The sequence below is a fragment of the Nocardia sp. NPDC052566 genome (assembly GCF_044547285.1).
Classification (GTDB): Bacteria; Actinomycetota; Actinomycetes; order Mycobacteriales; family Mycobacteriaceae; genus Nocardia.
Genome location: NZ_JBIUAF010000001.1, coordinates 969,531 through 992,582 on the forward strand (window position 1 = coordinate 969,531; position 23,052 = coordinate 992,582).

Below are 23,052 nucleotides of genomic sequence, written 5' to 3' on the forward strand. Positions count from 1 at the left end.
GGAGCTACTTATGAGCGATGAGGCAATTCGCGGGCACGAAGCGGTCATGGCGGCCACATTCGAACTGTTGCGCAGCTTCCCGATCCCGCCGGGAGTGAATCTGCAGCTGCCGCCGCCGTCCACGAAGACGCTGGACATGCAGTTCGAAGAATACGTCCCCGGTAAATCGCTGACCGCGACGGTGACGGTCTCGCAGCAGTACGCCAACGCCGTCGGCCTGCTGCAGGGCGGATTTCTCTCCGCGATGGTCGACGATCTCTTCGGCGCGCTCAGCTACCTGACCGCGCGCGGTCCGACGACGAGTCTGGAGATGGTGACGCAGTACATGCGCCCGGCATTTCCCGGCGAACGGCTGCGGTTGCACGCCACGGTGCGCAAGGCGGGACGGCAGGCCATTTTCCTTGCCGCGGAGGCACGCAACGGCGCCGACAAGCTGGTGGCGACGGCGACGTGCACGCTGCAGGTCCTGCCGGTGCCCGCGCCATGACCGAGGGGCAGCCGTTCGACTACTCGGGGCGCTGCGTCTTCGTCGCGGGCGGTACCAGCGGCATCAATCTCGGTATCGCACACGCCTACGCGAAGGCGGGAGCCAGTGTCGCCGTGCTGTCGCGCAGTCAGGAGAAGGTCGACAAGGCCGTCGCCGAACTGCGCGAATACGGTGGCCCGGTCCTCGGATTCAGCGCCGATGTGCGTGAATTCGACGACGTCGCCGCGGCATTGGCGACAGCGCGCGGTGAATTCGGTGAATTGGATGTGCTGGTGTCGGGTGCGGCGGGTAATTTTCCCGCGCCGATCACCGCGCTGTCGTCGAACGCGTTCAAATCCGTCATCGGTATCGATCTGATCGGTACCTTCAATGTGCTGCGGGCCGGATACGAACATCTGCGCAAACCCGGTGCCGCGGTGATCAATATTTCCGCGCCGCAATCCTCGATCCCCATGCAGATGCAGGTGCACGCGTGTTCGGCGAAGGCCGGGGTCGACATGCTGACCCAGGCGTGCGCGGTCGAATGGGGTGCGGCGGGGGTCCGGGTGAACGCGATCATTCCCGGCCCGATCACCGGTACAGAGGGAATGGCGCGGCTGGCGCCGACACCGGAGATCGAGCAGATCATCATCGAATCGGTGCCGCTGGCCCGCTACGGCAGCAGCCAGGAGATCGCCGACTGCTGCCTCTGGCTGAGCTCGCCGATGGCGAGTTATGTGACCGGGGCGCTCATTCCGGTCGACGGCGGATGGTGCCTCGGCGGCGCGGCGCAGATCTTCACCGAGATGCGCAGGCGGCTCGAGAATTCGCGCGGTTAGGTTCCCGGATGGAGTCCGGCGGCGGCCGCGCCGCCGGACCGTTCGAGCAGCCGATGCGCCGGCTGCCACAGGCGAAGCAGGATCTGCTGGTCGGGTACGTCCGCCCTGGCCACGGTCGGTTCGTCGGACTGGTCGGCACCGGTGCCGGTGAGCCGCTCGGCGGCAAGCACGAGTTCGGCGACCGACCGCATGCTCTCCTGGTCGCTGTCGGCGACGGTGGTGTCGATCATGTCGTCGACGGCGGCGGGCAGGGGGAGTACGTATCGGGCGAGAATCTGTGCGGCATCGTGGATTTCGATCCGGCGGCGGTACAGGCGCTCCGGTGCGGACGCGTTCCAGTCGTCGGCCAGCTTCGGCCGGAAGACGACCTGGGGTGCGGCGGCCGTCAGATCCCGCCAGAGCGGATGGAGCCTGCGCGCGGCGCGCGAGTCGCGATCCAGCCGCAGTAGCTGCGCGACGGCCTGCAGCGTGGACCGGGCCAGCACCGCGACGAGCGCGGCGAAGACGAACAATCCCGGCTCGCCCGAGGCGATGCCCTCGGCGACCGCGGTGTACATGCGGTCGGTGACCGGATTGCCGACACCCGCCGCGTTCATGGCGGCGGACACGACGAGCGAGAGTGCGGGCAGGAAGCTGGCCACGGCGAAACACACCACGGCGGCCACCATGAATCGCTCCCAGAGCGTGGTCGTCCGCCACACCGTCGCCCGGTGTTTCATCAGGCACATGTAGCACGAAACCACCACCGGCAGCGTCGAATACAGGCCGATGTAGACACCGAAGCGCCAGCCGCCGTAGTCCGCGACGGACGCGAGCCCGTGCGCACGCGCGGGACCGCTCAGCGCCAGGAATACCAGGCCGACCATCACCGAGAGCCCGATCACGATATTGATCCGGATCCGGAAGTGCACCCGGCCGTACTCGTGGAAGATCACCATCCCGAATCCGCAGGCCCAGGCCGTGACGGTCAGCCAGTGCCAGGCATCGAACACGGTGGGCAGGCCCCCGGGGACGACCTCGGCCGCCCGGCGGGCGATGACCGGCTCACGCAGGATGGCGGCGGCCGCGTCGAAGCCGAGCACCGTGTTGATGAGGGTGCCGAAAGTCGATGTGCGCGGGGTCAAAGCGGGGCGGATGATCGCGATGGCGACGATGAACAGCGTCGCGGGCATGGTGGCCGAGGTCGACAGGTGATCGCCGGGCCACATGCAACTACAGCTCTTTCCACATCGGGTTGCGGCGCGGTCCGACGCTGCGGGCGCGGAAGCCGATGAGCGTCGCCAGCAGTTCCGCCTCGTATTCGTCGCTCGACGCGTAGCTGGACAGTCCGCGGGCGGCGCGGACCGTGGACAGGTCGATCCCGTCCAGCGCCAGTCCGGTCGACCGCACCGCGAGGATCGACGTGTCCTGCCCGTGGCCGAGCAGCATATGGCTGACCTCGTGCAGCGCGACGTGCAGTTCGATTGCGGGATCGGCTGATTGGCGAAGCAGGATCACGTCGCAGTCCCGGCATTCCAGCCACAGCCCGCACAGCCCGACGGGGGCCGTTGTCGGCAGCGGCAGGCGCACGATGCGGCGCCCGCGGGCGTGCTCGACCGCGGCGATGAACTCCTCGACCGTCCAATCGACCGGCAGCTCGAGGTCGTCGACCAGCGCATGCAGCCTGGCGCGCGTAGAAAGCTGGCCTCGGAGGAGTTTCCATCCGAGAGCGGAGACGTGGTGCGGCAGCTGCTTCATGGCACGTGCGGATGCGAATCGGGGTCCATCCACGACTTCCCCCCTTACTCATTGCAGAGTCGGTCTTTTCAGTCCCGAATCGAGGCTAGCATGGCGACCCCGGAGCCGCCCCGCCTCGAATTCCGCTCTGCCGCCGGCGCGGCAATGTTGCCTCTCGTCAAGTTAGGGGGTCTCAAAGCCGGGGTGGTTCAGTACGATTGGGGCAGGTTGTGCTGGGCGGCGCGGTCACAGTGCGACTGTTCGCGCCGTCGTCGAATCTGGCAGGTGCACAGTGAAATCTATGGCTTCGATCCCGATGGCCAGGGGGCGGCTGCCGCTGGTGGGGCATGTGCCGTCGCTGATGCGGGAACCGATGGAGTTCGTGTCGGCGCTGCCCGCCGAGGGGAAGCTGGTCCGAATCAAGCTGGGGCCGATGGAGATCGTCCTGGTCTGCGACCGGGAGCTGGTGCAGCATGTGCTGCGGCACGACCGGATCTTCGACAAGGGGAGCGGGCCGCTGTCCGAACAGGGCGTGCGCGCGCTCGGCGCGGGGCTGGTCTCGTGCCCGCACAGCGAGCATCGGCAGCAGCGCCGGATGTTGCAGCCGGCGTTCTATCGCAGCAGGCTGCCCGCGTACGCGGCGTCGGTCTCGGCGCAGATCGATGCGATCACCAGTTCCTGGGAGCCCGGGCAGGATCTCGACATCCTCATGCAGACCGGGAAATTCGCCGCGAAGTCGACCGCGAGCATCGTATTCTCCACGGCCGTACCGGAATCGACGGCGACGCAGATGGTGCGCGATATCGACGCCACCTTCGTCGGAGTGTTCCGTCGCAGTATGGTCCCGCAGGTGCTGACCCGGCTGCCCGTTCCGGCCAACCGGACCTACCAGCGGTCGATCGCGCGGCTGCGCGACACGCTCGGCGCCGTCGTCGCCGCGCGCCGCGCCGAGAACGCCGATCACGGAGATCTGCTCTCGGCCCTGCTCAGTGCCCAGGACGCCGAGGGAAAACGGCTGTCCGACACCGAGATCCGCGATCACATGGTCACCTTCCTCAACGCGGGCACGCATACCACCGCGGACGCGCTCACCTGGGTGCTGGTGGAGGTCGACCGGCACCCGGAGATCGCACAGCGCCTGCACGCCGAGGTCGACGCAGTCCTCGCGGGGCGCGCGGCCACCTACGACGATCTGCCCCGGCTGCCGCTGACCGGCCACATCATCACCGAGACGCTGCGCCTGCACGGACCGGCCTGGCTGCTCACCCGCTACGTCACCGAGGACACCGAACTCGACGGATACCTGCTGCCGAAGGGCGCTCTCGTCGCCTACAGCAGCTATCTCGTCGGCCACTGCGCCGACGTCTATTCCGATCCCGACCGCTTCGATCCCGACCGCTGGGACACCGCCGACCCGCCGCCCCGCAGCGCACTGATCCCCTTCGGCGACGGCCCCCGCAAATGCATCGGCGACCTCCTCGCCCTCGACGAAATGGCCATCGCGCTCGCCACGATCGCCGCACGCTGGCACCTGCACGCACTGCCCGGCAACGACATGCGCCCTGCCCTCGCCGTCACCCTGCACCCCCGCCGCCTCCACATGCGAGCCGAAACCCGCACTCCCGCATCGGTGTAATCGCCGCGGTCACCCACCGCGGCGCGTCACACCGTGCCGACCGACCGCAGCCTGTCGGCCTCCGTCGAGGTCGCGGGCAGCCGGGCGGCAATCTCGGCGGGCAACACGAACGTCAACGGCGTACGGTCCGGCAACTCCGCCGTGCCCCGCACCAATCGATTCCGTATTCGTCGCACGAGCCGACAGACGTTGGGGCACGCCGCGGAACCGGTCGGCGCGCACCACGATCAGCGGGAGGCGGCGCCGAGGGCGCGGAGGAGCATTTCGGTGAGGGTGTCGGGGTAGGTGGGGTCGGTGGTGGATGAGCGGACGGAGAGGCGCCAGTAGATGGGGGCGGCTATGAGGTCCAGGGCGAGTTCTTGATCGAGGTCGGCGGGTAGTTCGCCGCGGTGGATTGCGCGGGCGAGGATTTCGGCGCCGCGGGCGCGGCGGGGGGTGCCGATCATGGTGGCTACTACGTCGGCTAGGGCTGGGGTGCGGGCGGTTTCGGCGATGAGGTCGGGGAGGATCCGGGAGAAACGGGGGTGCGTGAGCCAGGTGAGCAGGGCATCGATGGAGGCGCGGAGGTCGCCGCGGAGTGAGCCGGTGTCGGGGTTGGGCGCTTGGGCGACGCTGAATTCCGCGATCACGGCCATCGCCATGTCCTGTTTGGACGACCAGCGGCGGTAGAGGGCGCTTTTGCCGACGCCGGCGCGTCGTGCCACCGATTCCATGGACATTCGGGCGAAGCCCTGTTCAGCCAGTTCGTCGAGGACGGCTTCGGTGATCGATGTGGTGATCTGGGGTTGGAGAACGGCGGCGCCGGTGGGGGTGCGTCGGGTCATGCGGTGAGTGTAGCGAGTGGACGGGACGGTACCGTCCGTTGTACGTTTGGTCAGGACGGTACCGTATCGTCCTGATGTGAGGAGGCCGTATGAATCCCAGCGAAGTCGTCGACCGCGCGTTGGCGCTGCTGGTTGCCCGGGATATGTCCGCCTTCGCCGGGCTGTGGGCGCGCGACGGGATCCTCGAATTCCCGTTCGCGCCCGCGGGCTATCCGGCGGAGGTGGTGGGCCGCGACGCGATCGCGGAGTACCTGCGCGACTATCCGAATATCCTCGAGGTGCGCGAGATCCCGGTCCGGCTGGTGCATCGCACCGCCGATCCGGCGGTGATCATCGTCGAGTTCGAGGCGACCGGTGTCGCGGTGGGCACCGGGCAGCCGTATCGGATGCGCTACATCGCGGTGATCACGGTGCGCGACGGCGAGATCCAGCACTATCGCGACTACTGGAGCCCGCTCGCCGCCGCCGAGATCATGGGTGGCGCACAGGATCTGGTGACCGCGTTCGGCGGTGCGCATGAGTGAGATCCTGGTCCTCGGCGCGACCGGCACCACCGGATCGCGGGTGGCCGAATTCCTGCGCCACCGTGGTGTTGCCGTTCGATCGGCGACGCGCACGCCCGGCGGCAAGGCGGGCCGGGTGCGCTTCGACTGGGCCGACGACACCACGTATGCCGCTGCCCTGCACGGAGTTTCGGCCGTCTACCTGGTGGCGCCGGTCGGCGTGCACGATCCGGTGCCGGTGGTGGCACCGTTCCTGGAGCTCGCGCGCCGCGCCGGCGTGCGGCGGGTGGTCGTGCTCGGTTCCTCGGCGGTGCCGGAGTCCGAGAGCGGGCTCGGTGGGCTGTATCGGCTGGTGCGTTCGACGGTTCCGGAGTGGACCGTGTTGCGGCCGTCGTGGTTCATGCAGAACTTCGGCGCCCCACAGGTGGCCATCCGCCAGGCCGGCGCGAGCGAAATCGTCTCCGCCACCGGCGAAGCCCGCATCGCCTTCATCGACGCGGCCGATATCGCCGCCGTCGCGGGCTACGCCCTGCTCGACGCCGAGCCGCACAACACCGAACACCTGCTGACCGGACCGGAGGCACTGAGCTACGACGAGGTAGCCGCGATCATCACCGAGATCACCGGCCGCCCACTGACCCATCGCCGTCTCACCGCATACGAACTCGCCCGCCATTTCACGGAATTCGGCCTCCCCGCCGATTTCGCCCTGATGCTCGCGGCGCTCGACGACGACATTCGCGCCGGGGCCGAGAACCGGATCACCCACACCGTCGAGCGGATCACCGGCCGCCCACCCCGCAGCTTCGCCGAGTTCGTCACCGAGGAACTGCGGCTGGCCGCGTGACCGCGATCCAGGCTCGCGGCGGTGGCTGATTCGGTTCAGAGCTCGGGGTCGGTGACGAGAACGACCTTCCCCGTGACGGTTCCGGATTCGGCGAGTTCCATGGCGCGCCCGGCCTCGGCGAGCGGGATGCGGGCGGCGACCTGGGCGTGCAGGGTGCCGGTGGCGGCGAGGTCGAACACCGCGCCGAGGTCCTCGGTGATCCGGTTGCGGAACCTGGCGGCGTTGCGCTTGCCCGCCCAGATGTTGTAGAAGTGCGCGTTTCGCTTGTTGGGCAGCGCATTCCACCAGGCGAGCCGGGCGAACAGGCGCAGCACCGGCAGCCGGGAGTTGCCCTCGTCGTTCTTGGTCGACGCGGTGCCGTAGGAGACGAGGGTGCCGCCGGGCGCGAGCAGGCCGAACGAGTCGGCGATGCCGGGGCCGCCGATGTGGTCGAAGACGGCGTCCACGCCGTTGGGCGCGAGCGCGCGTACCTGCGCCGTCACGTCGCCGCGGTAGTCGATCCAGGTGGCGCCGAGCGCCTGGACGGCGGCCGCGTTGCGGGCGGACGCGGTGCCGATCACCCGGATTCCCGCGGCCCGCGCCAACTGCACCAGGGTCGAGCCGACACCGCCGTTGGCGCCGTGCACCAGGATGGTCTGCCCCGCCCGCACCGCCGCCGTGCGATGCAGCATCTGCCACGCGGTAATCCCGTTCACCACAAAGGTTTCCGCCTCCGCCGGATCGAGCGCGGCGGGTACGCGCACCAGGTCGGCGGCATCGAGGACGATTCGGCTGCTCCAGCCGCCGATCTTGGTCAGCGCCGCGACGCGGCGGCCGACGAGTGCGGGGTCGACCTCGGCGCCGACCTCGATGACCGTGCCGACGAGGTCGTAGCCGGGTACGAACGGGAAGGCGGGCTGGTCGTAGTACTTGCCGCGGCGCATCTGCTGCTCGGCGAAGGAGATCCCGGAGGCTTCGACGCGGACGATCACCTGGTGCGGGCCGGGGGCGGGCAGGTCGCGGTGGGTGACCCGCAGACCGTTCGGCTCGACGCGGCCGGGCAGGACGATTTCGAGTGCGGTGGTGGACATGGGACTCTCCTAGTGTGTGACTGGTCAATCACTCTTGCGGTAAAAAGAACGCCCCGGTCAGGGGCGGTTGGTCGGGGGACTAGTGCGCGTTCGGGTGGCGAATGCCCGCGGTGAGGATGGTGGCCCACGCGCCCTCGTCGGAATCGAGGCCGAGGGTGGTGATCATGTGACAGAGCTCGCCGTAGGCGATGAATCGCTGGACGTGCTCGTCCGCGGCGCCGGAGCGTTCCTTGGCGAGGGTGGTCACCCGCGCCATGCCGCTGCGCACTGCCTCGGCGATCTCCGGGATATCGCTGGCCGAGCGCGCGTGCACCTGCAGCATCAGCAGCCGCTTGTCGCCGATGAGTTCGGCGTAGGCGCCGCCCATTTCGTGCAGGATCTGCTCCGGGCTCGCGCCCGCCGCCCTGGCCGCGCCTGTTGAGAGTGCGCGCTCGACCAATTCGGAGCAGCGCTCGAGTGCGGCCACGAACAGGGCGATCTTGCCGGGAAACAACTTGAAGACGTACGCGGGGGAGATCTCCGCCCGTGCCGCCACGGTGTTGATCGGCGTGCCGTGGTAACCGGTCCGGGCGAACTCGGTGATGGCGGCGTCCACCACGGCGTCGCGGCGGACATCCGATGTGGAAAGCGTGGCACCCCGTCTGTTCACGTGAGTGACCGTACACTCACTCTTCGGATCCGGTCAACACCTACGGCTGGAAGGCCGGGCGGCGATCGATGCGCGCACGGTCGTCCGCGTCGGCGAAGTGGTAGTCGATGGCCCTGGCGGCTTCGGCCCACTGCCGCATGGTCCGGACCGGGCCGAGCGTGCGCACCACGAACGGATCGCTCCACCTGGCGACCGCCCGTTCCCAGACCGTCAGCGGTGGCTCATCGAGGACGCTGCCCACGGTGCCCTCGTAGATCGGCATCGCATGCACGCCGCCGTCCGGTCTGACGTGCATGATCGGCATGACGCGTCCGCCCGCCACATCGTCGGGATGGATCATGTCCCGCCAGTGGTCGTCGAGCCGGATATCCAGCCCGGCGGGCGCGAGTCCGCGCAGCCGCGCGAGATACTCCGGGCCGAGCAGACGTTGAGATTCCTTGTCGCCCAGCAGTTCATGCTCGACGAACCCCGCGCGATTGGCCAGTCCAGCGGGCATGGTGACCGTGTAGACCAGATGCCGGAGTTCGGGGAAGCGGGGCGCGATCTTCGTGCAGAAGTCCTCGACCTGGTGCAGGTTGCTCCGCATGATCGACACCTCGATCCCGAGCGTGGCCGGTGCCGTGCCCTCGGTTTTCAGCTGCCGGGATGTCTCGTCGAGTATCTCCAGGGCGGCCATGCCGCGCTCGAAGGCGCGCGCTCTGCCTCTGACCCGGTTGTGCACCTCGGGTGTCGCGCCGTCCATGCTCACCGAGACCGTGCGGAAGTGCCGCAGCGACTCGCGCGCCTTGTCCTCGTCCATCAGCGCGCCGCTGGTGTAGAGGATCACCGAAATTCCCGCGCGGGAAATTCGCTCGGCGACGTCGAAAAGGCCGTCCACCAATAGCGGTTCACCGCCCGCGATCGCTACTTCCTGCGGGCGAAGGGAAATGAACGCATCGGTCATCCGGAACAGTTGTTCGCGCGTCGGATGCATGGCTTTGCGCCTGCCCGACTCCGAGTAGCAGTGGAAGCAGCGCAGTGGGCACGCGTACGTGATGTCCCATATGATTCCTGCCGGGCGATGATACGCGTCCACGAAACAGCCCTTCCGCCAAGCTGATTGGTCTGGAGTGCTCCCCACGGTAACCGCGCCGATCGCGGTCGGGGAACGGGCGTTTCGCTGAGTGGACCGCTGTGGTCGCCACACCGGGGCGGTGCGCCGAAAATGGCTCTGATGAAACGCATGTGAAACGCGATTGAAAGGTGACGATCGAAAGCTCGTTACTGCACCGGTGATTCGCCGGTCGCTGCCGAGTCGATGAATTCGATTCGAGAATGACAGGAGATCGACGATGAAGCATGAAGTCGAAATGCTGACCACCGATGTGGCCGCGCTGCAGGCGCTGCCGGAACGTGATCGCGGCGCGGGCACGGTCATCTGGCCGGACCCGACCGTGGGTTCGGCCTGCCACGGCGCCGAGTGATCCGGCGGCGATGATGAAGTACGAGGTCGAATCGCTGACCACCGATGTGGCGGCGCTGCAGGCACTGCCGGAACGTGATCGCGGCGCAGGCGCCGTCATCTGGCCCGATCCCACTATCGTGAGCTGCGTGGGCGACGGGGAATGATCTGGAGCTGATGCGACCGGCGTCGAATCGCATCGCGGTGGGGAGCAGCTCGAACGCGAATCCGGGTCTCCCCGCCGCGATCACTCGACCCGGCGATCGGCACGAGCGAAACGATGTGACATTGGACGCCTCAGCATCCGCGAACAGTTCGGCCACTGCACGTCCGCTGATCGATGTGGCGATGAGCCACCTTGTGCGGCAGCGTGATTGGCACATATGGAGCGACGACCTCTGGTGTCATCTCGACCCGTGCCGCTACCGGCTGCCGCGGCAGGGGTGGAAGTTACACGTTTCCGCGACGGTGGATTCGGCGCCGGTGGTGCTCGATCGAGTGCTCGGCGTCGTCCTCGCGGCCCGATGTATCTGCAAGTTCGCCGCCTCGCTCGACGGTGTCCGGCGGTTGAATTCGGCGGACTACCCGCGCGGCAGTGCGGGCAAGTTCTTCACGATCTACCCCGCCGACGACGACCAGCTGCGGGCGCTGGCGGTCCAATTGCACGAGGCCACAGCCGGACTCGCCGGGCCGATGATCCTGTCCGACCGTCCCTACGCCGCGGGCAGCCTGGTGCACTACCGGTACGGCGAGTTCGTCGGTGTGGACGTGCTCGGCGGCGAAGGCAACTACGTGCCGGTACTCACCGCGCCCGACGGCAGCAAGGTGATCGACCGGCGGGACGCGTGGTTCGCGCCACCACCGTGGGCCGCCGACCCGTTCGGGCGCGACGATTCGTTCGGCGACGCGGTCGACGGTGTGCTGCTGGCCGAGCGGTTCGAGGTGCGCCGGGCGATCGTCCATGCCAACAAGGGTGGTGTATTCGAGGCGACGGACCGGCTCACGGGCGCGGAGGTGGTCGTCAAGCAGGCGCGCGCCGGGGTCGGTGACGGTCCGCACGGCTGGAATGTGCAGGACGCCAGGCGCAATGAGGCACGGATGCTCGACCGGCTCGCCCCGCTCGGTGTGACGCCGCGCCTGCTCGCGCTGTTCGAGCAGGGCGGGGATCTGTTCCTCGTCGAGGAATTCGTGCCAGGCACCACACTGTTCGAATGGTGCCGCCGTCAGCACGGCCGGGTGGACTGGCGGGCGATCGCGCTGCGGCTGACCGAACTGCTCGCGACGGTCCACGCGGCGGGCGTTGTGCTGCGGGATCTTTCGCCGTCGAATGTGATGATCCGCCCGGACGACTCGCTTGTTCTCGTCGATCTCGAATTCGCCTGCGCTCCTGGCGACGCGCTGGTGACCGGCTGGACGCCGGATTACGCGCCGCCGGAACAGGTCTCGGGTGCGCCCGCCGATCCAGCGGCCGATCGGCACGCGCTCGGCGCGCTGGTGTTGCTGCTGTGCACCGGAACGAAACCCGGACTCGCCCCGGATGACGAGCCCGCGCGCCCCACCCGCGACCGCATCGCCGGGCTGCTCGATATCGCCGCCGAAACCGACGGCGACATCGCCTCGGCCGCACCGCTGCTGCTCGGCCTGCTCGACGACGATCCGGCGGCGCGCTGGTCCCTCGATCTGGTCCGCACCTTCCTGATCACCGCGCACCGCCCGCGGCGATCCGTTGTGCACCACCGCCGCTCGGCCGATATCGATCGGCTGCTCGCCGACGGCATCCACCATCTGCTCGATTCGATGACACCCGACAGCGACCGCCTGTGGCCGACGACCACAGGGGGTCAGCGCAGCGATCCGTGCAACGTGTACAACGGTGCGGGCGGTGTGCTCGCCACGCTGACCCGCGTCGCCGAGATCGGCGGCGATGACCGGGCGCGCACCGCGATGGAGACCGCCGCCGAATGGGTTGTCCGCCACGCCGGTTCGGTACACAATCCATTGCCCGGTCTGTACGTCGGCCGTGCGGGCACCGCCGTCGCATTGTGCGACGCGGGCCGCGTGCTCGGTCGCGCGGACCTCGTCACCGCTGCCACGGAGCTGTTCGACCAGGTGCCGCGCCACTCGCCGCACCGGGACATCACCCACGGCCTCGCCGGCGCCGGGTACGCGGCGCTGCTGCTCTGGTCGTCGACCGGACGGCCGATGTTCCGCGATCGCGCGGCGGGTTACGCGTCACTGCTCGCCGGACGGGCCGAACACCGCGACGGCGAACTGGTCTGGCCGCTGCCCGACGAATCCGACTCGCCGCGTGCGGGTTTCGCCGACTACGGGTTCGCGCACGGTACCGCGGGCATCGCCGCTTTCCTGCTGACCGCGGGTACTCGGTTGGCCGAGCCGAGCTGGCTCCGCCTGGCCACCGAGGCGGCCGAAACCCTGTATGCCGCAGGCGTCGACACCGAAACGGGCGCACTGTGGCCCGTCGGGCCACGCGACCGGGTGCGCCTGCTCGACCACTGGTGCAGCGGATCCGCGGGCATCGCCACCTTCCTGCTGCGCTACTGGCAGGCCACCGGCGATCCACGGGCGCTGCACTGGGCCGAACGAGCCGCCGACGCGGCCTGGGCCCGCCGCTGGGCAAGCGGCCCGACCCTGTGCCACGGCCTGGCAGGCAGCGGCGAACTACAGCTCGACCTCCTCGCGGCGACCCGAAAACCCGACTACTACCGCCGCGCCGAAGACATCGCCACCACACTGACCGCACGTGCCGGACTCCATCACGGCCACTTGCTCGCCCCCGACGAAACAACCGGCTACGGCGCCGATTACGCGGTCGGCATCGCGGGCTGGGTCGACTTCCTGCTGCGCCTGAAGTACGCCAACCCGCGCCCCTGGATGGCGGACCCGGCACCGAAACCCTAAGCGCCCCAGAACTTCAGGTCGCGGGCATTGCTGCGCAGCATCGGCGCCATCCAGGTGTCGTTGTCGCGCAGGCCGTTGAAGGGGTGGCGGGTCTGCCCGAGGTAGGAGCGCCAGCGGTAGTGGGCGTAGACGCCGTAGATATTGACCGCGTACGCCTCGGCGAGCGCGCGATCGCCCTTGATGATCACGAAGTTCTCGTCGTTCTTCGACGAGGCCGAGAGGGAGAAGTTGTGGCTGCCGGTGATGACGGTCGCGTTGTCGGAGAACGGGTCGATCACCAGGACCTTGCTGTGCACGATGGCATGGCCCACCTGGCTGAGGAACTGCTCGTGGGTCACCTCGGCGGCGAAGCGGGCGAACGGGTGCCGCACGCCCTCGGGCCGGACGATGTCCAGGCGCAGCTTGCGGCGGGTGCGCCCGTCCACCAGGTCGATGTTCGCCCGGCTCTCGTCCGCGCGGCCGCGCGGTAGTTCGCTGACCACGCCGCGGACATACAGATCGGGTTCGTTCGCGCGGGCCTGCACATCGCTGAACAATCCGGTGGCGCCGGGCATGAACATCAGGAACAGGATGCCCTGACGGGCCGCCGCGACCTCCTGCCGCAGCGCATCGAGATCGGCCTGCTGCGCGGAGCGGGTGAACCAGACGGTGCTGGCGACGGATCCGCTGTGCGGCACCGGATGTGGTGCGGAATTGCTCGTTGTCAGCGCGGGCGGGAACGCGCTACCGGCGTCGCGCAGCCGATGCCACTGCTCGAGATAAATCGCAGCGGTCGCGGGGTCATCGATCAGCAGGCCGTTGTTGATCTGGGTGCACAGCCCGGTCGGGGTCCAGTTGGTGGATCCTGTCCAGACCTGCACCGGATCGCCGCTGTGATCGGTGCGGACCAGGAACTTGTTGTGCCCCAACGGACCTGGGGAGGTGAACCGATTGGTCTGCTCGACATCCACGCCGGCGGCGACGAGTTCGGCGCGGGCATCCTTGTTCTCGTCCCTGGTGCGGGCCTGCGCGGTGGTCTCGCCGTCCTCCTTCTGGATCGATCCGTTGGCGAGCACGACGTGGGCGCGCGGACCGAGCGCGGCCAGGTGGGTGATGAGTTCGGTGTCACCGAGTTCGAACAGCGCCGCGTACACCTCGGAGTGATCGTCGGCGGTGCCGTCCAGCAATTCCAGCAGCGCGGTGCGCAGGCCACCCGCCAGGAATGCGCGGATCCGATCGTCGACGCGGTCGCTGATCCGCGCTTTGAACTGACGCAGCGACAGGTGATTCTCCGCGAGGTAGCGCGCCATGAATTGGGAGATCACGAACGCGCGATTGAAGAACGGCCGGTACGTCCCGGTCGGGGTGGCGCCGAGTGTTCGTTCCGAGCTCCAGCGGCTGGCCTCGGCGCGCACCGGGCGCAGTGTGCGGTCGGGGTCGCGCACCACCGGAATCACCCGATAGGACACGGTATCGCCGCTCTTCGCGTCATGATCGGTCCAGGAGAACCGCTGGAACGGCCACTCCGTCGACGGCTTCGACACCGGGCGGGCTTCCTCGGTTTCGGTGTCGACGACGTCGATCACCGGTTCGGTGGCGAACCCGATCCGATTCCGCAGGAACGACACCTCCGTCTGTTCCGCGCCCTGCGTACGCCGCCGCTCGATAGCGAATCCGCGGCAATCCTCGATCGGCTCCGAAGGCCGCCAGTACAGCAGCGCGTCGTCCTCGTTCGCGTACACCTTCAACCTGATGGTCATGCCCCACCTCCTCGGTGAGCGTCACGCCATCGATCCGGTGGCGGAGCAGCTGACTATGTCGTACTGCTCCATCATCGAGCCATCCCGAGCAAACAACCCGAGTAACGAGCTACTCGTTTTGCCGAGCCCGGGAGCGGGTCAGCGGGCCAGGCCGGCGAGCCAGTTGTGCAGCCAGGTGGTGGCCGAGGCGCCGCTGGGGTCGACGACGTAGGTCGGGTAGGACTGGTGGACGCCGGATTCGAGGAACTGCTGGACTTGGCGCGACCACTGCTCGCCCGCGGGGTTGTTGGCGGGGGCGTTGAGGATGGCCGTGCCGCCGGGGACGAGTGCCTCGCCGAGGATGGAATTCAGCGTTTGCGCGTAATTGCCGAACTGCAGCGGGTCCGGGGCCGAGAGCTGAGTGAGGAAGCCGGCGAAGCGGCCCGCGAGATCATCGGTGGGCACCGAGCAGTAGAGGTCGCCCGCCGCGCAGAAGGTGCGCACGCTCGGGCTCAGCCAGCCGAAGCCGCCGATGCGCGCGCCGCCCGCACCCGCGCCCGGCACCTGCGGACCCACGAGCGCGTCGGTCGGGGAGCGGCGCGGATCCGAGAGCAACCCGACGGCGACGACGCGATCCGGCCGTACGACGCCGAGGCCGGTGCCGATCTCGGCGGCCAGATCGCCCGCCGCGTCCGCGCCCTGGCTGTAGCCGACGATCGCGAAACGGGTCGCGCCGCAGCGGGCGGCCATATCGGCGATCATGCCGCGGGCGTTGTTGACCGCCTCGCGCTTGGACCGGCCGTAGACCTCGCCCTCCCATGGCAGCGCGGTGGCGGCGTAGCTGACGTAGTCGGTACGCACACTGCCGGGCAATCCGCGGGTGACCAGGGACAACATGCCCTGTCGTGGATCCTTGTTCGAGGTCTCCCACGTCCCGGGCACGGCGACCACATTCAGATCAGGGCAACCATCGGGCGCCGCGCCCGCGGGCCCGGCGACGGACAGCACGCCCGCCGCGACGGTGACGACCGACGCCGCCGCGACGACAGACCTTCGGAACAGCCGCGCTGATCGAAGCAACACCACACACTCCTTGTTCACGCCGTACTCCGGGCTCCTCCATGGTGGAGCCGCCGTGGCGACCGTCGGCAGTCGGTCAGCACACCTGGCCGAAGATACCAAGAAACTGGCCGGTCTGGTACGCGTGTCCGGTCTGTTCGAATTGTTCACGAGGCCGTCGGCGTGAAGATGACGGTGGAGTTCGCGGGGTGGTTACGGCCGGATTCTTTCGAAGGCATTTTCGCCGATTCATTTCAAGTGGCGTCATCAATATCGCAGTCTATTGACAAGAAGTGTTCGATACGCCCTGCTCCGGGCTGAATTGCTATGTGCTGGAGTATTTTTCGATATCGCCGAGATGTGTATAGACTCGCGGCGGTACAGCGAGTCCCGGCCGATTCTTCGGCCATGAACCACAGGAGATCAGATGCCAGGACTGGAGTTTGCGACCCTGCGTGAACAGGTGGCCGCACTGCAGGCCAAGACCATCTCGGCCACCGAACTGCTCGAACTGTCCATTGCGCGGATCGAGAAGTTCGACGACAAGGTCAACGCCGTTGTGGTGCGGGATTTCGAGCGCGCTCGGGCCGCCGCCAAGCAGGCCGACGCGGCGCTGGCGCGCGGTGAGCTCGCGCCGCTGCTCGGCGTTCCGGTGGCGGTGAAGGAATCGTTCAATATGGCGGGCCTGCCGACCACGTGGGGATTTCCCGATGCGGCGGGCTGGCAGCCCGCCGAGGACGCGCCGCTGGTGACGCGGGTGAAGGCCGCGGGCGGTGTCATCGTCGGCAAGACCAATGTGCCGCGGGCGCTGCATGATTGGCAGTCGTACAACGATATCTACGGCACAACGAGCAATCCCTGGGATCTGACGCGCTCGCCCGGCGGTTCCTCCGGTGGTTCGTCGGCGGCGCTCGCGGCGGGGTATGTCGCCCTCGCGCTCGGCTCCGATATCGGCGGATCGCTGCGGGTGCCTGCGCATTTCTGCGGGATCTACGCGCACAAGCCGTCGCGGACGCTGCTGCCCGGTCGCGGCAACACACCGCCGCGCACGCCAGCGCTGCCCGCACCGCAGGACCTCCCGGTGGTTGGGCCGATGACGCGCAGCGCCGCCGACCTGACGCTGGCCACCCTGCTGCTCGCCGGTCCCGACGAGGTGGAAGCCGTTGCCTACCAGCTGGCGTTGCGACCGCCCCGCAGTACCGAGTTCGGCAACTTCCGTGTACTCGTCATCGACAGTCATCCGCTGCTGCCGACATCGGCCGTTGTCCGCGCAGGTTTCGACCGGATCGCTCAGGGGCTCGAAAAGGCCGGCGCCACCGTGGCCAGGAGCAGCGAACTGCTGCCCGACCTCGCGCTGACGGCGAAAACCTATCTGACGCTGCTGATCTCGCAGTTCGCCGCGGATACGGACGTCGACACCTATCAAGCGCTCCGCACCGCCATGGCCGATATTCCGGACGACGACACCCTGGAGACGGTCATGCGGCGCGCGTTCCTGGCCGGTCACGGCGACTGGATCAGGGCCGATCGCGTCCGTATCGATCTGACCGACAAATGGCGCCGCCTGTTCACCGAATTCGACGTGGTGCTCACCCCGGTCACCCCGACACCGGCCTTCCCCCACGACCATTCGGACCTGGACACCCGCACGATCGACATCGACGGCACCACCTACCCGTACAACTACCACCTGATCTGGGCGAGCATCGCCACCCTGATCGGCCTGCCCGCCACCGCCGCCCCGATCGGCCGCACCCCGGAAGGCCTGCCTTTCGGCATGCAAATCATCGGCCCCTACCTCGAAGACCACACCACCCTCCAGTTCGCGGAATTGATCGAACAGGAATTCGGCGGCTTCACCCCGCCCCCCGGTTTCGAATAACACTGAGTGGTCCGCCCATCTGTACGCAATTCTGTTGATGGGCGGGCCATTTCGGCATGCTCAGTCGAGGAGCATGTCGAGATAGGTGTCGGGGTTTTCGAGGAAGGTGCGGGTCAGGCGGTAGTGGGCGGTTTCTTCGTAGTCGACGAGTTCGTAGCCGTCGTCGCCGATTTGGTAGATCCAGGCGTCCGGGTAGGACATGAGGAGGGGGGAGTGGGTGGCGATGACGAATTGGGATCGGGCGCGGACCAATTCGTGGAGGCGGGCGATCATGGCGAGTTGGCGGTTGGGGGACAGGGCGGCTTCGGGTTCGTCGAGGACGTAGAAGCCGTTGCCGCCGAAGCGGTGCAGCATGAGGGCGAAGAAGGATTCGCCGTGGGACTGTTCGTGCAGGGAGACGCCGCCGTAGGAGTCGATCACCGGTGGTCCGAAACTGAACTCCCTGTCCAGATTCTCGATGTTGGTGGCCACGTTGAAGAAGCTCTCGGCGCGGAGGAAGAATCCGTCGCGGGGTTTGTCCATGGACTTCACCAGGCGCAGGTGCTCGTTGAGGCTCGAGTGGGAGCTGCGGGTGGCGAAGTTGAAGTTCTTCGTGCCGCCTTCCGGATTGAAACCCCATTCGGTGGCGATCGCCTCCAGCAGCGTCGACTTGCCGCTGCCGTTCTCGCCGACGATGAACGTCACCCGCGGGTGCAGTTCCAGCTCGGTCAGCTCGCGGACCCCTGGTAGCGAGAACGGGTACTCGTCGAACGACGGCACGGTGCGCCGGTCGAGAACGACGCGCCGGACAAAGGCGCTCATCGCCACTTCTCCCAGAACAGGTGCCGCACCCCGTAGATGATATTGGTCGCGCGGAAAGCCCCGGCCGGCCCGGTGCCAGGTGCTAGTGATTGCGGTGGGCTACGGCGCGGGTCAGTGCGGCCAGATCGTCGGCCGCGGGCGTATCGGGGATCATGCGCAGTGCGGACCGCATTCGCAGATCGGCCAGCTCTTGCGCGCGACGCCGCCCGCTCGTCGCATCGATCAGCGCTGCGGCCCTGGCGATTTCGGTTGCGGTCAGGGGGGAATCGCGGCGGTAGAGCGCAGCGAGCTCGGTTGCCGCGCCGCTCTTCGATGCCAAGGAAATCACGACCGGCAGGCTGAGTTTTCGGCGGGCGAGGTCCGCGCCGACCGGTTTGCCGGTGACCGCGGGATCGCCCCAGATGCCGAGAATGTCGTCGGTGAACTGGAAGGCCAGCCCGAGCTCGCGGCCGAACCGGTCCATTCGGGCAATCGTGCACGGGTCGGCGCCGGCACACAGCGCGCCGAGTGCGCACGCGCAACCCATCAGCGAGCCGGTCTTTCCCATGGCCATGGCTTCGTATTCGGCGACGGTCGCGGCATACCGGCGCTCGAAGGCGCAGTCCTGCTGCTGACCGCGGCCGAGCTCGATCACGGCGGTGCACAGCCTGGCGACCGCCGCAGCGGCGTATTGCGCGGGCAGGCCGTCCACCAGTACCCGGACAGCCAGCCCGTGCAGTGTGTCGCCCAGCAGGATCGCATCGGTGACACCCCACACCGCCCACACCGTCGCACGGCCGCGGCGGGTGGCGTCGCGGTCCATCACATCGTCGTGGATCAGGGTGAAGTTGTGTATCAGCTCGATCGCGACGGCGGCGCAGGCGGCCGCCGATTCCGCTGCGCCGCACGTCTTCTCGGTCGCGGACACCAGGGCGGGACGCAACCCCTTGCCGCCGTTGCCGCCGGTGGCGATCCCGTGTTCGTCCCACCAGCCCAGGTGATATCCCGCCATCCGCCGCATGGGCTCGGGCAGCGTCTCGACCGCACGGCGCAGCGGCAGTAACCAGCGATCGCGCGCGGCGCGCAGCACCACCCCGGCATCTCGATCACCGATCGACTCAGCGGTTGCGGTCGTCACGGTGAGCACGCTACGCAGACGCCAGCCGAGATTCTCCAACACCGCGCTGCCACTTCTCGGGTATCGACGGGGCCTGCCGTCGTCATCGTGGCGTTGGTCCTCGCACTCTGGTCGAACGTTGTCGGCCAGCGCATTTGGCGTCCGAGCGTCCGGACGGATCTAGCCTCGTTCCGTGTCCATCGCTACCGCCCGGCGCCGGTTGCCGTTGGTGGGTCATCTCGTTCCGCTGCTGCGTGACCCGCTGGGCTTGATGACCTCACTGCCGGCATACGGTGATCTGGTTCGTATCGGCATCGGCCCGGTCACCGCCGTGGTCGTCTGCGATCCGCAGCTGACTCAGCAGGTCTTGCGCCGCGACCGCGTCTTCGATAAGGGCGGACCGATATTCGAACGCGGCAGGGAGATAGTGGGGGATGGCGTACCCACCTGCCCGTACTCGCGGCACCGTCGGCTGCGGCGGCTCATGCAGCCCGCCTTCAGTCCGTCCCGGATCGCCGGGTACGCATCGGTGATGAGCGAGCGGATCGCCGAGATGACCGAATCCTGGTGCGACGGACAGGTTGTGGATGTCGAAGCGCGGCTGCACACGCTCACGTCGACAGTGGCCGCCGCGACGTTGTTCGCCCAGACGGTGCCGGACCGAACCCGGGACCGCATGCTGCGCGAGATCGATATCGTTTCCGACGGTTTGATGCGGCGCACGTTGATGCCCGCGCCGCTGCGGCGGTTGCCGATCCTGGGCAACCGCGCCTACTGGCGGGCGACCACCGGCCTGCGCGCCGGTATCACGGAGGTCATCGCCGCGCGCCGGGCCGAATCCGTCGATCACGGCGACCTGTTGTCGGCGCTGGTCACCGCCCGCGACACCGAGGGAAACGGGCTGAGCGACACCGAGATTCGCGACCAGATCGTCTCGATGTTCCTCGGCGGTACCCACACGACCGCGGCCACGCTGGCGTGGGCGCTGTACCTGCTCGACCGGCATCCCGGCATTGCCGGACGGCTGCACACCGAGCTCGACACCGTCCTGGCCGGGCGCCCCGCCCGCTACGACGATCTGCCGCGCCTGCCGCTGACCGGTCGAATCATCACCGAAACCCTGCGCCTGTGGCCGCCGATCTGGTTCCTCACCCGCACGGTCACCGAGGACACCGAACTCGGCGGGCACGCGCTCGCGAAGGGCACGACGGTGGTCTACAGCCCCTACCTGCTGCACCATCGCGCGGACCGCTACCCCGATCCCGAGCGGTTCGACCCCGACCGATGGGACCGAGCCAGCGCGAGCCCGCCACCCGCCGCCCTCCCCTTCGGCGATGGTGCCCGCAAATGTATCGGCGACAGCTTCGCCGTCACCGAGGCCACTCTGGCTTTGGCCACCCTCTGCGCCCGCTGGCGACTGTGCGGCATGGCCGGCCAGCACACCGGTCCCGCCCTACCCTCGATGACGTTGCAGCCCAAGCGATTACGTATGCGCGTCAGTGCGCGCGCGGTTCCGGGGCCGGTCGGACCCGGCGCGCCGGACCCGAGACTGTGACCGGAGAGCACGATGCCGTCAAACCTGGATATCAACTACCTGTTCGACTTTCCTCGGCTGCGCCTCGTCCCGGGTGAACGCAGGGCTCCCTGGGGCCCCGAATTGGACGAATTCGTGCTCGATTTCGCGCGCCGAACAGGTCTGATGCCGACCGAGCCTGTCCGCGGATACTACGCCGCCGCCCGGATCGGGAGCATGTGCGCGTATATCGCCCCGGATGCGGTCGACAGGCGCAGGCGTGAAGTATTCGGCAAGAGCATGACGTGGCTCTTCGTCTACGACGACTGGGCCGAACAACTCGGGCATTCACTCGGGTCCGCGGACGTGGCCCACATCGCGGAGACCGCGTGCACCTGGTTGGCGGAGGACGAGCGGGACTGCCGACGGCTCGACCTGCCCGCGGCGCGGAGTTGGCGTGAGCTGTGGGAGCAGATCCGAGCGGACACGTCCCCGCAATGGCGCAGGCGACTGCGCGAGGAGGCGGGCGCGTTCTTCTGGAGCGCGATGGGCGAGGCCGACCTGATCCGCACGAGGACGGTGAACACGCTGGCCGAGGGCAGCGACCTGCGCTTCGTCGCCACCGCGGGCTTGGTGTCGTTCACCCTCACCGAATATGCCTGCGGTATCGAGCTGACCGAAGAGACCGTCCGCCATCCACTGATAGCGAGGGCACGGAACGTGAGCCAGGCGGCCACCGCTTGGGCGAACGACATCATCGGGCTGAAAGCCGACCTCCTGCGCGGCATTCGGAACAACCTGGTCCTGACCATGCAGGAGGAGTACGGCGGCGACCTCGACGACAATGTCGCGCGAGCGGCGGACATGTTCCACGCCGCGGCGGCCGAATTGGCAGGCCTCGACGACCAATTCCGCATCGGCACGGGCCTGTGCGACGGACGGATCGCGTGGAGCCCGACGGTATCGACCTACCTGCAGATTCTTCAGGATTGGGTCCACGAAGGCGTCAAATGGCAACTGCGCGACACCAACCGCTACCGCTCGACAGTGCGCCTTACCCGGCGGCAAAACCCCAACCAACTTCTCGAGTTGGTGCGATCCGATCGGACAGCGAGGTGACCGTGTCCATTGCCACTGCCAGGGGCCGGCTTCCGCTGGTGGGTCATCTCGTTCCGCTGCTGCGTGATCCGTTGGGCTTCCTGTCCTCGCTGCCCGCGCAGGGTGATCTCGTTCGTATCGGTATCGGCCCGGTCACCGCGGTGGTCGTGTGCGATCCGCGGTTGACCCAGCAGGTTCTGCGGCACGACCGGGTCTTCGACAAGGGCGGGCCGATGTTCGAGCGCAGCAGGGAGATTCTGGGCGATGGCGTTGCCTCGTGCCCGTATTCGCGGCATCGCCGGTTGCGGCGGTTGCTGCAACCCGCGTTTCATCCCTCCCGGATCGCCGGGTATGCGTCGGTGATGAGTGAGCGGATCACCGAGCTCGCCGAATCCTGGTGCGACGGGGAGGTTTTGGATGTGAAAACACAGATGCACACGCTGACCTCGACGGTGACCGGGGCGACGTTGTTCAGCCATGCGATGCCGGAACACCTCCGGCATCGCATGGTGCGTGACATCGAAATCGTCGTCGACGGCACCATGCGGCGCATGCTGATGCCCGCGCCGCTGCGGCGGTTGCCGATCCTGGGCAACCGCGCCTACTGGCGGGCGATCACCGGCTTGCGCACTTCCCTCGCGCAGGTCATCGCGGTGCGCCGTGCCGAATCCGTCGATCAGGGTGATCTGCTGTCCGCGCTGGTCACCGCCCGCGACACCGAGGGAAACGGGTTGAGCGACACCGAGATCCGCGATCAAGTCGTGTCGATTTTCCTGGGTGGCACGCACACCACCGCCGTCGCACTGGCGTGGGCGCTGTGCCTGCTCGATCAGCATCCGGATATCGCCGGACGACTGCACGCCGAGCTCGACACCGTCCTCGCCGGACGCCCCGCCCGCTACGACGATCTTCCGCGCCTGCCGCTGACCGGCCGAATCATCACCGAAACCCTGCGTATGCGGTCACCGGCATGGT

At 68.0% G+C, this 23,052-nt stretch carries 21 protein-coding genes and 1 pseudogene; 12 read left to right on the top strand and 10 right to left on the bottom strand.

Annotated elements, in window-relative coordinates; translation table 11 throughout:
* Positions 1 to 10: 10 nt before the first annotated feature.
* Positions 11 to 487 carry a PaaI family thioesterase gene (locus ACIG5A_RS04090; protein WP_397237482.1) on the top strand — a complete coding sequence of 159 codons (477 nt, stop codon included), beginning with the start codon at positions 11 to 13 and terminating at the stop codon, positions 485 to 487.
* A complete protein-coding gene (locus ACIG5A_RS04095) occupies positions 484 to 1,305 on the top strand; it encodes an SDR family oxidoreductase (protein WP_397237484.1) in 822 nt (273 codons plus the stop codon). The genes ACIG5A_RS04090 and ACIG5A_RS04095 overlap by 4 nt, the downstream gene beginning before the upstream one ends.
* Here the strand turns inward: ACIG5A_RS04095 and ACIG5A_RS04100 are convergent.
* Both ACIG5A_RS04100 and ACIG5A_RS04105 read right to left on the bottom strand, forming a co-directional pair.
* The gene (locus ACIG5A_RS04100) at positions 1,302 to 2,513 is read right to left on the bottom strand and encodes a DUF6545 domain-containing protein (RefSeq protein WP_397237486.1); all 1,212 of its coding nucleotides are present in this window, start codon (positions 2,511 to 2,513) and stop codon (positions 1,302 to 1,304) included. The genes ACIG5A_RS04095 and ACIG5A_RS04100 overlap by 4 nt on opposite strands.
* Before the next feature lie 4 nt (positions 2,514 to 2,517).
* Positions 2,518 to 3,042, bottom strand: a complete 525-nt coding sequence (locus ACIG5A_RS04105; RefSeq protein ID WP_397237488.1) for a hypothetical protein — start codon at positions 3,040 to 3,042, stop codon at positions 2,518 to 2,520.
* 280 nt (positions 3,043 to 3,322) lie between these two features.
* Here ACIG5A_RS04105 and ACIG5A_RS04110 point away from each other — a divergent pair, with 280 nt between their 5' ends.
* Positions 3,323 to 4,657, top strand: a complete 1,335-nt coding sequence (locus ACIG5A_RS04110) for a cytochrome P450 (protein ID WP_397237490.1) — start codon at positions 3,323 to 3,325, stop codon at positions 4,655 to 4,657.
* Between the two features lie 227 nt (positions 4,658 to 4,884).
* Here the strand turns inward: ACIG5A_RS04110 and ACIG5A_RS04115 are convergent, their stop codons facing one another.
* Positions 4,885 to 5,481, bottom strand: a complete 597-nt coding sequence (locus ACIG5A_RS04115) for a TetR/AcrR family transcriptional regulator (protein ID WP_397237492.1) — start codon at positions 5,479 to 5,481, stop codon at positions 4,885 to 4,887.
* Positions 5,482 to 5,570: 89 nt separating this feature from the next.
* Between ACIG5A_RS04115 and ACIG5A_RS04120 the strand changes: the two genes are divergently transcribed.
* Positions 5,571 to 6,005 carry a nuclear transport factor 2 family protein gene (locus ACIG5A_RS04120; protein ID WP_397237494.1) on the top strand — a complete coding sequence of 145 codons (435 nt, stop codon included), beginning with the start codon at positions 5,571 to 5,573 and terminating at the stop codon, positions 6,003 to 6,005.
* The gene (locus ACIG5A_RS04125; RefSeq protein WP_397237496.1) at positions 5,998 to 6,831 is read left to right on the top strand and encodes an NmrA family NAD(P)-binding protein; all 834 of its coding nucleotides are present in this window, start codon (positions 5,998 to 6,000) and stop codon (positions 6,829 to 6,831) included. Before ACIG5A_RS04120 ends, ACIG5A_RS04125 begins: the two co-directional genes overlap by 8 nt.
* Before the next feature lie 35 nt (positions 6,832 to 6,866).
* Here the strand turns inward: ACIG5A_RS04125 and ACIG5A_RS04130 are convergent, their stop codons facing one another.
* The 3 genes from ACIG5A_RS04130 to ACIG5A_RS04140 all read right to left on the bottom strand — a co-directional run bounded on the left by ACIG5A_RS04130 (position 6,867) and on the right by ACIG5A_RS04140 (position 9,910).
* On the bottom strand, positions 6,867 to 7,901 hold the full coding sequence (locus ACIG5A_RS04130) for a medium chain dehydrogenase/reductase family protein (RefSeq protein ID WP_397237498.1): 1,035 nt from the start codon (positions 7,899 to 7,901) through the stop codon (positions 6,867 to 6,869).
* 79 nt (positions 7,902 to 7,980) lie between these two features.
* Entirely contained in the window at positions 7,981 to 8,550 is a 570-nt protein-coding gene (locus tag ACIG5A_RS04135; protein WP_397237500.1) for a TetR/AcrR family transcriptional regulator, read from the bottom strand.
* A gap of 40 nt (positions 8,551 to 8,590) precedes the next feature.
* Positions 8,591 to 9,910, bottom strand: a complete 1,320-nt coding sequence (locus ACIG5A_RS04140) for a radical SAM protein (RefSeq protein WP_397237502.1) — start codon at positions 9,908 to 9,910, stop codon at positions 8,591 to 8,593.
* On the opposite strand from ACIG5A_RS04140, the gene ACIG5A_RS04145 reads away from it, so the two are divergent.
* From ACIG5A_RS04145 to lanL, 3 genes are all read left to right on the top strand, one after another.
* The gene (locus ACIG5A_RS04145) at positions 9,882 to 10,013 is read left to right on the top strand and encodes a hypothetical protein (protein WP_397237504.1); all 132 of its coding nucleotides are present in this window, start codon (positions 9,882 to 9,884) and stop codon (positions 10,011 to 10,013) included. The genes ACIG5A_RS04140 and ACIG5A_RS04145 overlap by 29 nt on opposite strands.
* A gap of 10 nt (positions 10,014 to 10,023) precedes the next feature.
* Entirely contained in the window at positions 10,024 to 10,158 is a 135-nt protein-coding gene (locus tag ACIG5A_RS04150) for a hypothetical protein (RefSeq protein WP_397237506.1), read from the top strand.
* Positions 10,159 to 10,339: 181 nt separating this feature from the next.
* Entirely contained in the window at positions 10,340 to 12,910 is a 2,571-nt protein-coding gene (gene lanL / locus ACIG5A_RS04155; protein WP_397237508.1) for a class IV lanthionine synthetase LanL, read from the top strand.
* Here lanL and ACIG5A_RS04160 read toward each other — a convergent pair.
* Entirely contained in the window at positions 12,907 to 14,649 is a 1,743-nt protein-coding gene (locus tag ACIG5A_RS04160) for a phospholipase D-like domain-containing protein (RefSeq protein WP_397237510.1), read from the bottom strand. The two genes, lanL and ACIG5A_RS04160, sit on opposite strands and share 4 nt — an antisense overlap.
* 138 nt (positions 14,650 to 14,787) lie before the next feature.
* Positions 14,788 to 15,714 (bottom strand): cutinase family protein, encoded by a 927-nt coding sequence (locus tag ACIG5A_RS04165; RefSeq protein WP_397237512.1) that lies wholly within the window; start codon positions 15,712 to 15,714, stop codon positions 14,788 to 14,790.
* A gap of 400 nt (positions 15,715 to 16,114) precedes the next feature.
* Between ACIG5A_RS04165 and ACIG5A_RS04170 the strand changes: the two genes are divergently transcribed.
* Positions 16,115 to 17,569, top strand: a complete 1,455-nt coding sequence (locus ACIG5A_RS04170) for an amidase (protein ID WP_397237514.1) — start codon at positions 16,115 to 16,117, stop codon at positions 17,567 to 17,569.
* A 60-nt stretch (positions 17,570 to 17,629) separates the two neighbouring features.
* On the opposite strand, the gene ACIG5A_RS04175 is transcribed toward ACIG5A_RS04170, so the two are convergent.
* Positions 17,630 to 18,370 (bottom strand): AAA family ATPase, encoded by a 741-nt coding sequence (locus ACIG5A_RS04175; RefSeq protein WP_397237516.1) that lies wholly within the window; start codon positions 18,368 to 18,370, stop codon positions 17,630 to 17,632.
* Positions 18,371 to 18,452: 82 nt separating this feature from the next.
* Entirely contained in the window at positions 18,453 to 19,487 is a 1,035-nt protein-coding gene (locus ACIG5A_RS04180; protein ID WP_397237518.1) for a polyprenyl synthetase family protein, read from the bottom strand.
* 172 nt (positions 19,488 to 19,659) lie between these two features.
* On the opposite strand from ACIG5A_RS04180, the gene ACIG5A_RS04185 reads away from it, so the two are divergent.
* The 3 genes and pseudogenes from ACIG5A_RS04185 to ACIG5A_RS04195 form a co-directional block, all read left to right on the top strand.
* Positions 19,660 to 21,021: a cytochrome P450 gene (locus tag ACIG5A_RS04185; protein WP_397237520.1), complete on the top strand. Its 1,362-nt coding sequence runs from the start codon at positions 19,660 to 19,662 to the stop codon at positions 21,019 to 21,021.
* A gap of 12 nt (positions 21,022 to 21,033) precedes the next feature.
* On the top strand, positions 21,034 to 22,098 hold the full coding sequence (locus ACIG5A_RS04190; protein WP_397237522.1) for a terpene synthase family protein: 1,065 nt from the start codon (positions 21,034 to 21,036) through the stop codon (positions 22,096 to 22,098).
* Positions 21,990 to 23,021: pseudogene (locus ACIG5A_RS04195) on the top strand (cytochrome P450); the annotation flags it as partial. The gene ACIG5A_RS04190 and the pseudogene ACIG5A_RS04195, both read left to right, overlap by 109 nt.
* Positions 23,022 to 23,052: the final 31 nt, after the last annotated feature.

Bases quoted from the DNA above. Each gene is read 5' to 3' on its own strand.
- ACIG5A_RS04190 (WP_397237522.1), top strand. From the start codon at position 21,034: ATGCCGTCAAACCTGGATATCAACTACCTGTTCGACTTTCCTCGGCTG.
- ACIG5A_RS04090 (WP_397237482.1), top strand. From the start codon at position 11: ATGAGCGATGAGGCAATTCGCGGGCACGAAGCGGTCATGGCGGCCACA.
- lanL (WP_397237508.1), top strand. From the start codon at position 10,340: ATGAGCCACCTTGTGCGGCAGCGTGATTGGCACATATGGAGCGACGAC.
- ACIG5A_RS04175 (WP_397237516.1), bottom strand. From the start codon at position 18,370: ATGAGCGCCTTTGTCCGGCGCGTCGTTCTCGACCGGCGCACCGTGCCG.
- ACIG5A_RS04145 (WP_397237504.1), top strand. From the start codon at position 9,882: ATGAAGCATGAAGTCGAAATGCTGACCACCGATGTGGCCGCGCTGCAG.
- ACIG5A_RS04120 (WP_397237494.1), top strand. From the start codon at position 5,571: ATGAATCCCAGCGAAGTCGTCGACCGCGCGTTGGCGCTGCTGGTTGCC.
- ACIG5A_RS04150 (WP_397237506.1), top strand. From the start codon at position 10,024: ATGATGAAGTACGAGGTCGAATCGCTGACCACCGATGTGGCGGCGCTG.
- ACIG5A_RS04170 (WP_397237514.1), top strand. From the start codon at position 16,115: ATGCCAGGACTGGAGTTTGCGACCCTGCGTGAACAGGTGGCCGCACTG.
- ACIG5A_RS04110 (WP_397237490.1), top strand. From the start codon at position 3,323: ATGGCTTCGATCCCGATGGCCAGGGGGCGGCTGCCGCTGGTGGGGCAT.
- ACIG5A_RS04160 (WP_397237510.1), bottom strand. From the start codon at position 14,649: ATGACCATCAGGTTGAAGGTGTACGCGAACGAGGACGACGCGCTGCTG.
- ACIG5A_RS04105 (WP_397237488.1), bottom strand. From the start codon at position 3,042: ATGAAGCAGCTGCCGCACCACGTCTCCGCTCTCGGATGGAAACTCCTC.
- ACIG5A_RS04115 (WP_397237492.1), bottom strand. From the start codon at position 5,481: ATGACCCGACGCACCCCCACCGGCGCCGCCGTTCTCCAACCCCAGATC.
- ACIG5A_RS04125 (WP_397237496.1), top strand. From the start codon at position 5,998: ATGAGTGAGATCCTGGTCCTCGGCGCGACCGGCACCACCGGATCGCGG.
- ACIG5A_RS04095 (WP_397237484.1), top strand. From the start codon at position 484: ATGACCGAGGGGCAGCCGTTCGACTACTCGGGGCGCTGCGTCTTCGTC.
- ACIG5A_RS04130 (WP_397237498.1), bottom strand. From the start codon at position 7,901: ATGTCCACCACCGCACTCGAAATCGTCCTGCCCGGCCGCGTCGAGCCG.
- ACIG5A_RS04100 (WP_397237486.1), bottom strand. From the start codon at position 2,513: ATGTGGCCCGGCGATCACCTGTCGACCTCGGCCACCATGCCCGCGACG.